Origin of the sequence: uncultured Maribacter sp., from assembly GCF_963974015.1 — a bacterium.
In the GTDB taxonomy this organism is placed as follows: Bacteria; Bacteroidota; Bacteroidia; order Flavobacteriales; family Flavobacteriaceae; genus Maribacter.
The window spans coordinates 139085-156017 of record NZ_CAXBBZ010000002.1; the positions used below are offsets into that span (position 1 = coordinate 139085).

At 35.1% G+C, this 16933-nt stretch carries 11 protein-coding genes; 9 read left to right on the forward strand and 2 right to left on the reverse strand.

All coding sequences use genetic code 11. The annotated features are described in order from the left end of the window. Positions 1-59: 59 nt before the first annotated feature. The 4 genes from AACZ41_RS05085 (at position 60) to AACZ41_RS05100 (ending at position 7388) form a co-directional block, all read left to right on the forward strand. Positions 60-1697: a D-aminoacylase gene (locus AACZ41_RS05085; protein WP_339627267.1), complete on the forward strand. Its 1638-nt coding sequence runs from the start codon at positions 60-62 to the stop codon at positions 1695-1697. 163 nt (positions 1698-1860) lie between these two features. After that, positions 1861-5388 (forward strand): BspA family leucine-rich repeat surface protein, encoded by a 3528-nt coding sequence (locus AACZ41_RS05090; protein WP_339627268.1) that lies wholly within the window; start codon positions 1861-1863, stop codon positions 5386-5388. Further along, entirely contained in the window at positions 5385-6086 is a 702-nt protein-coding gene (locus AACZ41_RS05095) for a hypothetical protein (protein ID WP_339627269.1), read from the forward strand. Before AACZ41_RS05090 ends, AACZ41_RS05095 begins: the two co-directional genes overlap by 4 nt. A 54-nt stretch (positions 6087-6140) precedes the next feature. Beyond that, positions 6141-7388, forward strand: coding sequence for an NAD(P)/FAD-dependent oxidoreductase (locus AACZ41_RS05100; RefSeq protein WP_339627270.1), 1248 nt, complete (start codon positions 6141-6143; stop codon positions 7386-7388). A 4-nt stretch (positions 7389-7392) separates the two neighbouring features. Here AACZ41_RS05100 and AACZ41_RS05105 read toward each other — a convergent pair whose 3' ends face one another. Continuing rightward, on the reverse strand, positions 7393-9570 hold the full coding sequence (locus AACZ41_RS05105) for a DUF5916 domain-containing protein (RefSeq protein WP_339627271.1): 2178 nt from the start codon (positions 9568-9570) through the stop codon (positions 7393-7395). A 118-nt stretch (positions 9571-9688) separates the two neighbouring features. Next, positions 9689-11941 carry a TonB-dependent receptor plug domain-containing protein gene (locus AACZ41_RS05110; RefSeq protein WP_339627272.1) on the reverse strand — a complete coding sequence of 751 codons (2253 nt, stop codon included), beginning with the start codon at positions 11939-11941 and terminating at the stop codon, positions 9689-9691. A 231-nt stretch (positions 11942-12172) separates the two neighbouring features. Here AACZ41_RS05110 and AACZ41_RS05115 point away from each other — a divergent pair, with 231 nt between their 5' ends. From AACZ41_RS05115 to AACZ41_RS05135, 5 genes are all read left to right on the forward strand, one after another. Next, positions 12173-13264 (forward strand): alkene reductase, encoded by a 1092-nt coding sequence (locus tag AACZ41_RS05115; protein ID WP_339627273.1) that lies wholly within the window; start codon positions 12173-12175, stop codon positions 13262-13264. Positions 13265-13328: 64 nt separating this feature from the next. Next, entirely contained in the window at positions 13329-13745 is a 417-nt protein-coding gene (locus AACZ41_RS05120; RefSeq protein ID WP_339627274.1) for an OsmC family protein, read from the forward strand. Positions 13746-13948: 203 nt separating this feature from the next. Next, a complete protein-coding gene (locus tag AACZ41_RS05125) occupies positions 13949-14578 on the forward strand; it encodes an SDR family oxidoreductase (RefSeq protein ID WP_339627275.1) in 630 nt (209 codons plus the stop codon). Positions 14579-14715: 137 nt separating this feature from the next. Then, on the forward strand, positions 14716-15906 hold the full coding sequence (locus tag AACZ41_RS05130) for a PQQ-dependent sugar dehydrogenase (protein ID WP_339627276.1): 1191 nt from the start codon (positions 14716-14718) through the stop codon (positions 15904-15906). 126 nt (positions 15907-16032) lie between these two features. Further along, the gene (locus tag AACZ41_RS05135) at positions 16033-16932 is read left to right on the forward strand and encodes a sugar phosphate isomerase/epimerase (protein ID WP_339627277.1); all 900 of its coding nucleotides are present in this window, start codon (positions 16033-16035) and stop codon (positions 16930-16932) included. Position 16933 lies beyond the last annotated feature (1 nt).

Below are 16933 nucleotides of genomic sequence, written 5' to 3' on the forward strand. Positions count from 1 at the left end.
AACATTGGTTTAAATATTATTATATATTTAACCAGTAAGACCTTCAAAACCACCTTAAGATGAGATACCTATGCCTATTTTTTTTGCTACCATTACTAAATTGCCAATCACCCATAGCATATGATGTTGTACTTCAAAACACCACCATCTACGATGGAAGTGGAGAAGTACCCTATCTAGGTGATATAGGTATAAATGCCGATACAATTGCCGCCATTGGAAAACCAAATAGTTTAAAAGGTAAAAAACATGTAGTCCTTGATGGATTGGCAACGGCTCCCGGTTTTATCAACATGCTAAGTTGGGCCAATGTAGCCTTACTGGAGGACGGAACATCTCAAAGCGACATACGCCAAGGGGTTACACTGGAAGTTATGGGTGAAGGTAGTTCAATGGGCCCTTTAACGGAAGAAATGAAAGAGGCTATGAAAGAGGGCCAGGTGGATATAAATTTTGATATTCCGTGGACTACACTAGGGGAGTATTTAACATATTTGGAACAAAAAGGAGTTTCTACTAATGTAGCTTCATTTGTAGGTAATGGTACCCTACGACAACATGTTATTGGTTTTGAAAATAGACCCGCGACATCAAGTGAATTGGAACAGATGAAGCAATTGACGCAGGAAGCAATGGAACAAGGTGCCGTAGGTATTTCTAGTTCCTTACTATATGCTCCCAGCAGTTATGCGAATACGGAAGAGTTAATTGAGCTTGCTAAAATAGCAGGCAAATATAATGGTATGTATATTTCCCATATTCGTGATGAAGGAAATAAATTATTGGAAAGTCTTGATGAGTTAATTCAAATAAGTAAAGAAGCCAACATTGCTGCAGAGGTTTATCATCTAAAAGCTTCTGCCAAGCCTAACTGGTACAAATTAGATTTGGCATTGGCGAAAATTGACTCTGCTCGCAATGCCGGACTCCCTATTACCGCTGATATCTACACCTATAATGCCAGTTCAACAGGTTTACACGTGCAATTACCCGATTGGGTCCGAGAAGGCGGTATCGATGCTATGTTAGAGCGATTACAAGATTCTGAGAATAGAAAACGAGCTATTAAAGAACTGGAATTTAGAAATGCACCAGAAACCATTCTTTTTGTAGGTTTTAAAAATGAGGCGTTACGTAAGTATATGGGCAAGTACTTACCTGAAGTGGCTCAGGAATTGGGCAAAAGTGTGGAGGAAACCTTGGTTGATCTAATTATTGAAGATGGAAGTCGCATTCAAGTGGTCTATTTTTCAATGTCTGAAGAAAACATACAGAAAAAAATTGCCATACCATGGATCAGTTTTTGTTCCGATGCGGGCTCTTATACCAATGAAGGAGTTTTCTTAAAGCAAAGTACACACCCTAGGGCCTATGGTTCCTTTATTCGTGTATTAGGAAAATTCGCTCGTGACGAGCAAGTCATCACCTTGGCTGAAGGTATACGAAAACTGTCTGCCTTACCCGCAGAAAACTTAAAGCTTAAAAAACGGGGAAGCTTAATTTCTGGTAATTTTGCAGATATCGTAGTCTTTGATCCGGATCAAGTAACCGATAAAGCCACCTTTACCGATCCACATCAATATGCAGAAGGGGTGATTCATGTATTTGTAAATGGTACAGCCGTTTTAGAGAATGGTGAACATACCGGTGCCACACCAGGTCGGTTTGTGAAAGGTCCAGGGTTTATTTTTAAGTAATTACCTAGAAAACAAGTGGTTATGTCAAATAGAAGTATTATCATTATAAGTGCTGTTATTTAAAAGGGAAACGTATGAAGGAAAAATATTACAATTAAACGAATAATTCTTTGAACATTGATTTTAAATAGTAGTTTTAAAAACTCAATTTTAGAACTATTTAATGAGATACCTACTTACCAGTATTTTCTGTTTATTCCTTTCATTTTCATACGCTCAATCTGAATTTATAACTACGTGGAAGACTGATAATCCTGGGGTTTCTGAGGATAATCAGATTAGAATACCAACATTCCCTGGGGAAACTTATGACTATACAATTGATTGGGGTGATGGTACGATAGAACAAAATGTTAGCGGAGATGCAATCCATACTTATGACATACCCGGAATTTATCAAGTATCAATTTCAGGAGAGTTTCCAGGAATAGTTTTTAATGATAACGGTGATAAACAAAAAATTATTTCTGTAGACCAATGGGGAAGTATAGAATGGGTTTCCTTTGGAGCTGCTTTTTCAGGTTGTAACAATTTAGATGTTTTAGCATTAGACACGCCTAATCTATCTAAAGTTTCTTCTTTGGAACTAATGTTTTACAAATGTTCTTCACTTATTGGAACAGCATCTTTTAATGACTGGGATGTTAGTTCTGTTACTAATACGTCAGCGATGTTTTCAGGTGCCAATAATTTCAATGCTAACATTAGTGATTGGGATGTTTCTTCTGTGATCTATATGGCCAATATGTTTCAATATAATTATTTATTCAATCAAAATATAGGGAATTGGAATGTAAGTCAGGTTAATAATATGCAAGCAATGTTCGAAGGAGCAAGCAGTTTTAATCAGAACATTGGTAGTTGGGATGTCGGAAACGTTGAAAATATGTTTAGAACTTTTTCGAGCGCTACGCTTTTCAATCAACCCATCGGTAATTGGAATGTTTTAAACGTCGTAAATATGGAATCGATGTTCTGGAATACGGTAAATTTTAACTTACCTCTTGAAAACTGGAACGTTTCGAATGTCATTAATATGAAAGAAATGTTTTCAGGAAGCTCAATTTTTAATCAAGAATTGAATAGTTGGAATGTAAGTAATGTCACTAATATGCAAGGAATGTTCGCGGGGTGCAGTGCATTTAATAAAAGTTTAGCTTCTTGGGATACAAGTAGTGTTAATAATATGAACGGAATGCTCTTTGAGGCTGATAGTTTTAATCAGCCTATTGGAGAGTGGGATATAAGTAACGTCACAAATTTACGAGCAATGTTTTTTGGGGCTGATTTGTTCAATCAAAGTATTGGTAATTGGAATGTGTCGAACGTTACTGATATGTCATCTATGTTTGAACGAGCTACTGGCTTTTCTCAAAATTTGGGTAATTGGAATATTAGTCAAGTAAATACTTTAGCTAATATGTTTAATGATGCCGGTATTTCACAAGAAAACTATGATGAAACTTTAATTGGTTGGGCAAATTTACCCTTTATACAAGACAATGTGCTTTTTGACGCTGGTGTTAGTACTTACTGTTTTGGAGAATCTGCGAAGTTAAAATTGATAAACGAATATGGTTGGGAAATTTCAGATGGAGGAAGGGCCAACTGCCCATTTATCACCACTTGGAAAACTGATAACCCTGGCATTTCTGAAGATAATCAAATAACTATACCAACGTTCCCTGGGGAAATTTATGACTATACGGTTGATTGGGGTGATGGAATCACAGAATCTAATTTTACAGGTGATGCTACTCATACGTATTCAACTTCTGGAACTTACCAAGTTTCTATTTCGGGTGAGTTTCCTAGAATATACTTCCATGATTATTTTGCCGATCAAACAAATAATGACAGTGATAAAATCATTTCAATAGAGCAATGGGGTTCAATAAATTGGTCATCAATGGTAACAGCATTTACTGGTTGTTCAAATCTTGATGTTAGTGCTCAAGATATTCCTGATTTAAGTCATGTAAGTTCAATGGCAGCAATGTTTGTAGATTGTATAAATCTTGAATTTAACGAATCTATTAATCAATGGGACATATCTAATGTAACAAATATTGGAACTATGTTTTATAATGCTAAGCTGTTTAACCAGCCATTAAATAGATGGGATACTCAAAATGTTACTAATATGACAGCTTTGTTTGCTGATACAGAACATTTTAATCAATCTATTAACTCATGGAATACAGAAAATGTTCAAAGTATGTCAGGTATGTTCGCAAGAACCAAAGAATTTAACCAACCCTTGGATAATTGGAATACCTCAAACGTAATTGACATGAGCGGAATGTTTTCCACTACTTTTAGCTTTAACCAGCCTTTGATCAATTGGGATGTAAGTAAAGTTAACAATATGTCCAGTATGTTCGAGACATCAGTTTTTAATCAAGATATTGGTTCATGGAATGTTTCAAATGTCACCAATATGCTTCAAATGTTTTATCAGGCCTCAAATTTTAATCAAGACATTGGTTCTTGGGATGTTTCAAATGTTGACAATATGTTAACCATGTTTGCATTTACACCTGACTTTAATCAAAACCTATCTGAATGGGACGTCTCAAATGTCCAAGATATGGGGGCAATGTTTTTTAAAGCAGAATCTTTTGACCAGAATATTGGTGATTGGAACATTTCTAAAGTAGAAGCTATGGTAAATATGTTATATGAATCGGGGATTTCTTTAAAAAATTACGACAAAACTCTAATAGGTTGGAGTAATTTAACTTCTCTACAAAGTAATGTAATCTTTAATGCTGAGACTATCCAATATTGTGAATCCGAACAGGCGCGTCAATACCTTATAGCTACATATGGTTGGACAATCACCGATGGTGGCAAAGCCCCACTTTGTAACGAAGACAATGATTTAGATGGTGTATTGGACTATTTAGATACTTGTTTAGAGACAAAACCAAATGTAACAGTGAACGACAATGGTTGCGAAATAATTGCCGCAGATGCAATTTTGGTTTATGGCGCTACACCAACATGCCCGGGAGAAGCAAATGGTAGCATCTCAATTTCGAGTGCTCTAAGCGATTATTATTTTAACGTATCCATTGAAGGTCCGGCTTCATCAGATTTTAATGGAATTTCGTTAAATGAAAATCTAGAAGTATCGAATCTTTCTACGGGTCTTTATACAGTTACGGTTTCCATTCCAGATATTTCGTATTCTCAAACCTACGGCATCCAAATCAACGAAGTTGGCTCAATCTCAGGAAAGCGAGAAAGTTTGAATACCACAACTAAAACGGCATCCTACAATGTAGAAGGAAGCTATACGTATACTGTTGATGTAAACGGGGAATTGAAAAACTACAACTTTACATCTAATGGAAAAAATGAAATACAATTAACAGATTTAGCAGAATTCAATGCTATTTCTATAAGCGGAGAAAGTGATTGCCAAGGGAAGGTTACCGATTCATTTGCTTTTTCAGATAGAATAATTATGTATCCCACAATTACTACTGGTGAAGTATTTGTAGAAGGTTTTGAAGAATCAAGCACAGTATTGGTCTACGATTTATCAGGTAGACTTGTATTAATTAAAGAACTTTCAGAACTAGGCTCAAATTCAATAGACTTTCAAGTATTAGAATCTGGAATTTATCCTACAGTAATTCAATCAAAAGAACTTTCAAAAACTTTTAAGATTATTAAACAATGATATATAAAACATTAAAATATTTTACTGGTCTTGCATTGGTTTTTGTATGCTTAAATTCCTGCGATAAAAGTACTCCCACAGATACAGAAAAACAGGTAGACAAACCGGTTCCTACTAAAGCAACAGGTACTTTACCTGCTAATGGTGAACCTTGCTCAGAATTTGAACCAATACCAAATGATGATACTAAAGTCTCTATCTTATTTAAATGGAATGCTGCTCAGAATACAGTTAATTATGAACTGAAGGTTTTGTTAGGCAACGAGCAAGCTGCGACAACTACTGTAGGTGGTCAAGAAGCTGCCGTTAACTTAGATAGAGGAAAAACGTATACATGGACCGTGACTTCTAAGAATGAATCTGGGAGTACGGTAAGCGATACCTATTCATTTACTACACCCGGTCTTTCAGAAGGTAATTATGCCCCATACTCAGCTGAAATTTTAACTGAATTTGAACCTGTAGCACAGTTGCTAACTGTTAATTGGACAGCAACTGATGAAGATGGTGATAGTCTAACCTATGACGTAATTATAACCGAAAATGAAACTGTCATTTTAGAAGAAATAGACGTTGTAAATACATCCATATCCGGAATTGGATATACTAATAATACCAATTATACGATAAACATTATTTCTAAAGATGGTACAGGTAATTTTTCAGTATCCGAAGTGATTGTAAATTCTCCGGAATAGATTCTTAAAATGACATAGCTGAATAAGCCATCTACTTTTCCTATTTTTATGCTAATGGAAAAGAAAAATACCAAAATTGCAATTATAGGAGCAGGAATAAGCGGACTTATTGCTGCTTTAAGGCTTGAGAAAGATGGATTTTCACCTATTATTTACGAAAAAAGCGATAGGGCTGGAGGCCGAGTAAAAACAGATATTGTTGATGGTTATCAATTAGACCGCGGATTTCAAGTATTGTTAGAGGCCTACCCTAAGGCGCAAGAATATCTTGATTATACGGACTTAGAACTTCAGCAATTTTTACCAGGAGCACAAATTTTTAATCAGGGTAAAAGCACCGTTCTCGGTGATCCGTTGCGAAGCCTGCAACTTTTACTACCCACACTTTTATCAACTATCGGGGATTTTTCAGATAAGTTGAAAATTTTCAAATTAAATTCAACTTTAAAGAAAAAATCGCTTGAAGACATTTTTAACGAAGATGAAACAACAACACTTGATTTCTTAAAATCAAAAGGGTTCTCTAATGAAATAATTGAACAGTTTTTTAGACCTTTTTTTTCAGGTATATTTTTAGAACATAACTTAGAAACCTCTTCTAGAATGTTTCAATTTGTCTATAAAATGTTCGGAACAGGAAATGCAGTAGTACCTAAAGCAGGTATTGAGGCGATTCCGAAACAACTGGAACAGCAACTTAAACGAACTATAATAAAATTTAATACTGCTGTTGAAAGTGTAACGGATAATGGAATTAGATTTACTGATAAGAAGGAGGTACATCCAGACTATGTAATTATTGCCACAGATGCTTCTCCATTAGTACCTAACTTACGAAAACAGCAATTAGACTGGTATTCATCTGATACCTTATACTTCACTTGTAAAACAAGGAAAATCGAAAAATCCTTAATCGGTTTAATTTCAGATAAGGAAGCACTAATCAATAATATCTTTTATCATACGTCTATTGATACCGAACGTAGAGGGTCTGAAGAAATTCTATCCGTTACTGTGGTAAAAGAACATGAGTTAAGTGAGTACGAACTCATACAGAAAGTAAAAGAGGATTTAAAAACATTCTGCGGTATTACTACTGAACGCTACTTAAAACATTATCCTATTAAAATGGCTTTACCAAAATTGAATAATCTTCGGTATTCATTAATGCCTTCTGAAACGAGACTTACAGAGCGTATATTTTTAGCAGGCGATTATTTACTAAATGGTTCTTTGAATGCTGCAATGATTTCTGGTGAAATGGCCGCTATTGGTGTAATTCATACCATAGAAAAATCTTAGCATATCAATTATTCAACCAATAGGTGAATTTTAATGTTAGTCCCCAGTTACGACTTTGGTAGGGTTCTATGAAATAATTGTTGGTATAGACAATAAACAAATCAGAAGCGGGACTGTAGCGCCATTGAAACCGCGAATTGATATTAAAATTATTGCTTTGTTCATTATACTGCAGCAAGTTGGCAAAAAAGAGTTTATTGGTCAACGTGATATCTGCCTCGGCACCTATCAACCAAAATTCATTGGTATACCATGGTGCAGGTAAATTAATATGATTGTAGTTAAGATTAGCTTTTAGACTAACATAAGGTTGAAATCTATAACCGACTTCACCGGTTAAACTAGTTCTACTACCATCTTGATAATAACCTCCTAACCGACCTTCTAGGGCGTAGGTTATTAAACTTTGAGGCTTGGAAAGATATTCCCAACCCAACGCATTCCAATTGTGTTTACTCCCAGCTGCTAAATTTGAAATTCCAAGTCCACTAGGGTCGAATGGAGAAAGTAATTCTACATAATCATCCGATAAAAAAAACAGCAAACTGCTTCGTTTTCTAAAATCAAATTTATAGGCCATATAGGCCGTATGATCCGTCTCTTTTAATTGTTCATTGAAGTAATAGAATCCGTTTAATTCTGGTCCGTGGCTAAGTATAGGTCCCGCTTTCGGAAAAAATAAATGCCCTGCTTTTCCAGACAAATTTTTATAGCCTCTTCTCCTTACGAAACCCACTTCAGCAGAATAATCATTACTTACCCATTCTTGTTGTAAACGTAAATTCCATTTTCGACTAGTATACGCTAAATGAGCACCTTGTGTAAAACCGCTATCCTCATCCGTAGGGGCAAAAGATTTTAGAAAAAACGCCTTACCATTCCATGCATTATTGGCAGAGGCTAGATTGTATTCTACACCAAGGTTTCTATTGTATTTAGAATAGATATCAGTTAGAGAATCATTTTCTTGTGGGTAGTTTATAGATTGTTTGTTCACGAACATCATACCTATGCTACTACGGCCAAATATTTTCCTTTGCAAAGACATTACCGCAAAGTTTTGACTTGGTTGCCCAGATTCTTCAATTGGTGCTGTTTGCATATCCATTACGCCCAAACGCCATTTATCATTAAGGTTGCCACTTATTCGGGCACCTGCTTGAATAGGTACGTTCAGCCCAATTCTACGTGAGAAGAAAGGTCTTATGGTCTCATATCCAAAATTGGCAAACAAATCACCGTTTTCTAAAAAGAATTGTCTACGTTCTGGAAAAAACAATTCGAAACGATCTAGATTGGTTACCTGGCGGTCGACTTCAACTTGTGAAAAATCGGGATTTACGGTTAAATCAAGATTTAAAGAAGAGGTTAGGCTAAACTTTACATCCCCTCCAATTTTTCCGTTAGTTTTGACATCTCCATCTACTTCCTGATTTTGTTTTACATCGCCTAGTACATAAGGAATAATGGAGAAATTTGTTCCTGGAGCTGGTGGTGGAGCGTCCCATACCAAAGTACCTGAATAAGCAAGGGAAGCAGTTGGAAATTGACGAGGAATAGGTGTCCAACTAGATTTTTCACTCGATTTTAAATCTAAACGGCTGAAATTTATACCCCATTCTTTTACTCCCTCTTCATATCTAATTGATTTAAAAGGTACTGCCATTTCAAAAATCCATTTTTTGTCATCACGGGTAACTTTAGATATCCATTTACTATCCCAATTCAAGTCTATTTTTGAACCATCATACATAGTACCGTCCCATTGTGCACCGTATGCATTCGAACCAAATGAAAAGCCTGTTGTTTGATTATTAAAAGGGTCTAGAAAAAGTAGGAAGTTGTCATTTTTGCCAAATGAAAAATCGCGTCGTAGAGACTCCACAAAATAGTTGGCTTTAGTTGCATTGTAAAAGGTAGCTAATAGGTATAAATTAGTATCATCATAGGTCATTTTTATGGTCGTAGGCTCAGTAGCTTTACGGTCATCCATAGGAAGTACCATAAAGAAATCATTCGCTTCTTCGGCCATGCTCCAAGCCTCGTCATCACCAATACCGTCTATTATAATTGAACTGGTGGCTTTGTGAATATGTAATTTATAATCTTGATTTTTTTTTTGAGAATTTGCTTTTACTATTAATAGAAAAGTAAAAATATAAAACAGGACAGAAGACTTCATTGTTCTTTATTGGTAGCACAACTTACTTAAAAAATAAATTGTTACCAATCATTGTCTAAACTTTAATCAAAAGAATAATTTCGTACCCTTTCAGCGGCTATTGAAATATTACAATTCTCTAAAACTGTACAGAGATTTTTCCTTTTAGAAAGAAAGGAGTACCAGGTGTAAAATGAATTTCTTCTACTGAAGCTGTCTCATTGAACAATCTACTTTCAGTCGCAAATTGGGTTTCATTCCATTGAGAGTCAAAAAGGTTTTCAATAATTACTCCTAGAGTCCAATTTTCATACTTATAGTTAATGTTAAAATCAGTTACAAAATATCCCTCTGCGGTAATGCTATAATCTTCATTTGCGGCCCTATCACCAAGGTATCTACAATTTAAACCTCCTGAAAAATCACCTATATCTGTAAATGCTAGACCACCTACAGCCGTAAAATCTGGAGCTAACGGAATGTAATCTTGACCATCAAGTTCTTCAATACTTCTACCGTAGGTATAATTGACATCAGTATTAAGATATAACCAATCCCAAACCTGATATCGAACACCTAGTTCAAGACCTAATCTTCTAGTTTTACCACTTGGTTCTACAATACCAGCATCGCCTACGTATACAAATTCTTGGTCTAAAAATAAACTCCAAAGGGTAGCGTTTAATACCATCTTATCCATTGGTTTTATTATGGTGCCGAAATCAATGCCATAAGCTTTTGGCAAAATATCTTGACCTTCATTTGCCGTTACCACCCTTGCATCATTAGAATGAAAGCCGATACCTGTTTTTAGAAACAATTGCCAGTTTCTGTTTACAGTGAATAATGTATTTAATTTGGGACTTATTATTGACTTGCTTTCACTCTTACGATCGTAATTCGCAGATAATTTATTTTCATAATCAAACTTAAAATAGTCTAATCGAATAGAAGGATTAAATGTCCAATTTCCTGTTTTATATTCCGCATTAATAAAGCTGAAAATATTGGTTTCATCTATATCTCCAAGGGCGTATTGTTCTAGTATTGTTTTTCTGTTCAATGTATGTGCAAGCGAAACATCATTGCTATTGTCATTTCTAAACCCAACACCGCCTGAATATTTTAAGTGGTCATCTGTTCCTACATTTATATCAATTTGTTCAAAAACAGTTTCCGCACCAAAAACCGTTCTGTTTTCGTACTGTCGAATTTGATCTCCATTTTCGGGGTCATCCAAAAAGAATGTAAAGTTCGAGAATAGCTCAAAATCATATGTACTGAGAAATGCCCTTGTTTTTATGAACTGATCTTCACCTAAAAATGAGATATGGTCAACCATAAGATTAGTTCTGCTTGTTTCGCCACCTTCAGTATCGTCAATAGCTCCAAAACGACCTATTATATTTTGGCTTACCGCGCGCTGTGGAATTTGACCAGATGCATCCCATTTACTTTGAAAATGTGAAGCTGTAATAGTTAATTCCTCTATACCTATGTCTTTATAATGATATCGTCCTAAAAGGTTGATACGATTAAAATTCTGGGAAGATTGAAAAGGTCCGTCCGTAAGGTATACTTCAGACGCTATATAGGCATCACTTTTTCCAGTTTCCAAAACATTGAATAAACCAACAAACCTATTGGTGTTAAACTGGCCTGTTTCATATGAAATCATGTTTTTGTCAACTTTCTTTTTAAGATTTAAATCAACATACCCTGCGGTATTAAAATCTCCCTTATCGGCGTAATACGGACCTTTACCAAAATTTATATTCTCTATAGTTTCTGGAATAACAAAATGTAAATCCGCATAACCTTGTCCATGTGCATGTGAAACCATATTTACTGGCATACCGTCAACACTTATAGCTACATCTGTACCATGGTCAATATCAAAACCTCGTAAAAATATTTGTTCTGCTTTACCGCCACCAGCATGCTGACCTATCATTAATCCGGGAACTTTACGTAGAATTTCTTGTGATGATTTGACGGGGTCTTTTTGTACATCAACATTAACAATCCTACTCATAGCATCCACTTTAGATACTACAACAACTTGGTCCAAATTTATACTAGATTCTTGTAATGAAATTTTAATTCCATTTGTGAAGTGCTTTTCTTCAACAACTAAAACAAAAGTTTTAAAACCCAAATTGGAAAAGTATACTGAATCATGTACTTTGGTAGCAGGTAATGAAAAAGCTCCTGATAAATTAGTGTGACTATGTTGCCCAGAAGTTTGATTAAAAATACCAACGTTTTCTAATGGAACCAGTCTTTCATCAGTTATAATTCCCTTTAGGTTTTGAGCATTGATCGTTTTAATACAGAAAAAAAATGTAAACCCTGTTAACAGCTTAAGTGCCCACTTACAGTTATAGTTCATAATTAATATTTTAAAATATAGAATGTCTTTGGCGGTACTTACGGTAAAAACTGCTGAAGGTTTTAGATATTTTAAAAATTAACTTAATTTCCAGTTTTGATACATAATAAGTGTATTATTATATAACTCCCTTTTGCATTTATAACAATGTTTTAACTAGATGAGTTAATTATTGAGCATTAATTGTATGAACTTTGTAATGAAAATTAAAATAATTTATTTCTACTATAAATGGGCAAGCAATCATTATTGACTTCATTTCATAAAAATTTACAATTAAAAAACCGTATCGTTATGGCTCCGATGACTCGAAGTCGTGCTGCGAATGCTGAGAATAAACCTATTGAAGAATTGCACGTTGAATACTATAAGCAGAGAGCTTCAGCAGGATTAATAATTACAGAAGGTTCGCAAGTATCTAAAGATGCGGTTGGTTATGTAAATACACCAGGTATTTATTCAAAGGCTCAAGTTGAAGGTTGGAAAAAAGTCACTGAAGCTGTACATAATGAAGGTGGGAAGATTTTTATCCAATTATGGCACGTAGGGCGAATGTCTCATCCTGATTTTCATAATGGGGAATTACCCTTAGCACCCTCGGCCATTAACCCCAATGCACAATCATATACTCCAGAGGGGTTTAAAGACACCGTGACTCCGAAAGCAATGACAAAGGAGGATATTGAACAAACGATTGAAGATTTTGTAAATGCAGCAAAAAATGCGGTTGAGGCCGGCTTCGATGGTGTTGAAATACATTCATCAAATGGATATTTGTTTCATCAATTTTTCAATGGTACATCAAACACAAGAACAGATGAATATGGCGGTAGTATAGAAAATAGAACTCGCTTCTTTTTTGAAGTTTTAGATGCCATGAAAGAAGTTATGCCTCAAGAAAAAATAGGAGTACGATTTAACCCCTCATTACATGGCCTTTTTGGAATTACTATGGATAAGGATACAATACCTACATTTGAATACATCATTAAAAAATTGAATGACTACAACTTAGCTTACGTTCATTTATCCGAACCTTTTACTGATGTATCTGAAATCTCTTTTGCTGTGCAACATATTGCAAAACACTTTAGACCATTATATAATGGTACATTGATGATAAATGGCGGATTTGACCAAAAATCCGGTAATAAAGTTATTGAAGAAGGTGATGCCGATTTAGTAGCATTCGGCAAATTGTTTATCTCAAACCCTGATTTAGTAGAGCGATTTGAACATAATTATGAATTAGCAGAGTGGGATAATGATACGTTTTATACACCTGGTAAAGAAGGATATATAGATTATCCGACTTACAAATAGAAAGCTAAACATGCCTAAAAAATAGAAACGTAATTAAATAACTATTAATTAAAAAAGAAAACATATGAATTTTACAAGAAGCGCGAAAGCACAATGGAAGGGAAGTGGAAAAGATGGTAAAGGAACAATGTCAACCGAGAGTACCGTTTTACAAAATGCTCAATATTCTTTTAATACAAGGTTTGAAGATGGAAAAGGTACAAACCCAGAGGAGTTAATCGGTGCAGCACATGCCGGTTGTTTTTCAATGCAACTTAGTTTTTTACTTGGCGAAGCAGGTTTTACGCCAACGACTTTAGATGTAGATGCAAAGGTTGAATTTAAGGATGGAGAAATCGTAAAAGTGACTCTAGATTTAAAAGGAGATGTGCCAAACATTAAGGCTGATGAATTCAATAAAATTGCTCAAAAAGCAAAGGAAGTTTGTCCAGTTTCAAAATTACTGAATGCGGAAATCGTATTGAATGCTAGTCTTTTGTAAATTTTAATGAAGAGTATTTATAATGGAAAAGCTGCCTACTCAGGCAGCTTTTCAGTTTTATAATCGTTTGTATCTCGTTTGATAATAGCAATATGATAGCCAATAAGTATGGTTATAATAATTGTGGTTTCGCGTTAATTATTATAGGATACGAACTAAGTAGATACCCACTTTATCATGATCTTTAAAAAAATATGATGACTATGGAAAATGTATTGGTAGTAGGTGCGAATGGCACCACAGGAAAAAAAATAGTAAATCTTTTAAAGGCTTCACAGTACTTTAACCCAATAGCAATGGTTCGTATAGAGGAGCAAAAAGAGCAGTTTAAAAAAGAGAATATAAGTACAGTTTTAGGTGACCTTGAAAAAGATTTGTCCCATACTGTTGAGAATATAGATAAGGTGATTTTCGCAGCTGGTTCAGGTGGTAAAAAAGTTATAGCTGTAGATCAAGAGGGCGCTAAAAATTTAATGAAGGCTTCTAAAAAAGCAAATATCAAGAAATTTGTAATGCTAAGTTCAATGGGCGCTGACAATCCTAAAAGCTCAAAAGATTTACAGGAATATTTAGAGGCGAAACATAATGCAGATGAGTATTTAAAATCATCAGAGTTGACTTATGCTATTGTACGCCCAGGATCATTAACAAACGATGCGGGAACAGGAAAAATTGAACTTAAGTCTAAGTTAGGCAAACAAGGAGCTATTACCCGAGATGATGTAGCTCAGACTTTGGTGCGTTCACTTCATGATAATGCAGCAATAAATCAAACTTTTGAAATCATTCAAGGAGATACTCTCATCGGTAAAGCAATGGATAAAATTGCATAAATATCATTAAAAATCTCATGATTAAAAACCGAATACTGTATTCATTAGATTTGGCCTTTAGTAATTATTACTCTTTTTAAGTAGTTTTAAAACTACCCGTTCTTGTGTATCTTCGTGAAAAACTAAATCTATTGAATATGAAAATTTCATTACTAAAATTGTCCCTGGTATTCGCTTTGGTCATTTCCACAATATCCTGTAAAGAAAATCAAAAGAATAAAGATGCTGAAAATGTATCAGATGATGTACAGTTGGATAGTACGGATTTAGCATTATTGGAGCTTGATCTTCCTGAAGGATTTAAAATTGAAGTCTATGCTAGGGGAGTAGATGGTGCACGATCAATGGCTATGGGAGATAATGGAACCTTATTTGTAGGCACCCGAACAGAAAACACGGTTTATGCCATTCAAGATACTGATGGTGATTTTAAGGCTGATAATGTGATAGTATTAGATACGATGGAAGTGCCTAACGGAATTGCTATGAGGAATGGGGATTTATATGTTGCCCAAGTGGGTAGTTTATGGAAGTATCCTAATATAGAAGAGCAATTGGGTGGTACGCTAAATAAGGAGTTGATTTATGATGATTTTCCAACGGAGTTTCACCATGGATGGAAATATATCGCATTCGGACCTGATGATAAATTGTATGTACCCGTGGGTGCGCCTTGTAATATTTGTAATCGTACAAATGAAGACGAACGTTTCGCTACAATTTCTAGAATGGACCCGGACGGAAGCAATCGTGAAATTTATGCTAGAGGTATTAGAAACACCGTAGGTTTTACATGGCACCCAGAAACTGGTGATATGTGGTTTACAGATAATGGCCGCGACATGCTGGGTGATGACATACCACCTTGCGAGTTAAACCATATTACTGAAGCAAGGCAGCATTTTGGATATCCTTTCTGCCATGGTGGTATAGTAAAAGACCCAGAGTTTGGCGAAGAGCATCCGTGTTCAGATTTTGTTTCTCCCGCCTTACAATTAGGAGCTCACGTAGCACCTTTGGCTATAAAATTTTATACCGGTGATATGTTTCCTCCTAATTACAAAGACAAAGCATTTATTGCCGAGCATGGTTCTTGGAACAGAAGTAAAAAGGTTGGTTATAGAATTATGATGGCAGATATTAAGGATGGAGAAGTTATCGATTACGTACCATTTATTGATGGCTGGTTAAATGAATCGACACAAGAAGCATCTGGCAGACCAGTTGATATATTATGGTTGAAAGATGGTTCAATGCTTATTTCTGATGATTATGGTGATGCTATTTATCGTGTTTCATTTGATGATACTGCACTTACAAGTAATTAATATAAAAATAAAATATTCTCAAAAAGCAGCTCATTCGGGCTGCTTTTTTTGGTTTCTAAATTCATTAGTTCAGTTTCCAAACCTTATATTTATACTTCATAAATATCAATTCAATCTCTAAGAATCATGTTTAATTCAACTACGCGTAGAACGTTTCTAAAACAGACCGGTGTGCTTTCTGTAAGTTCAATGTTACCCTTGTCGGTATTACCTCTAGATTCTCGATTTAAAATGGGTTTACAGTTATTCACTATACGTGATGCAATGGCCAAAGATCCAATAGAGAGCATTAAATATGCCAGAAGCTTAGGGTATGAAGATGGAGAAATTTATGGTTATGATGGAGATAATGATAGGTACTACGGAATTAAATCAAAGGAATTTAAAAAGAACTTAATTGATTTAGATTTTACCATTTCAAGCGGGCATTATGATTTTTCAAGTCGATTTAATGAACCTATGGAAAATCTTGAGCGCTATGTTGATCAATGTATTGAAGGGTCTCATAATATCGATAGCAATTATATTACATGGCCATGGTTAGCACCAGAATTTCGTGATATTGAAAATTTCAAAATATTAACCGATAAATTGAACAAAATAGGGGGACAGGTGACCAATGCCGGACTAGAATTTGCGTATCATAATCATGATTTTGAATTTACTGATCACAATGGGCAACAAGGCTATGATATTATTCTAGCAGGTACTGACCCCAGCTTGGTGAAATTACAAATGGATATGTATTGGGTTGAACATTCTTCTAAAAAAAGTCCGAGTGAGTTGATTGCTGATAACCCTGGCCGTTTTGTTATGTGGCATATTAAAGACATGGACAAAGTTACCCGAGATTATTCTGAAATGGGTAATGGTTCCATAGATTATAAGACTTTATTATCTACAATCGCGAAAGAAGATTTGCAATACTATTATATTGAGCAGGGTGGAAATTTTGCCGAAAGCTCAATGAAGAGTATTACCGATAGCGCTGAATATTTTAAAAAAAATCTTCAAAGGTATTTATAAG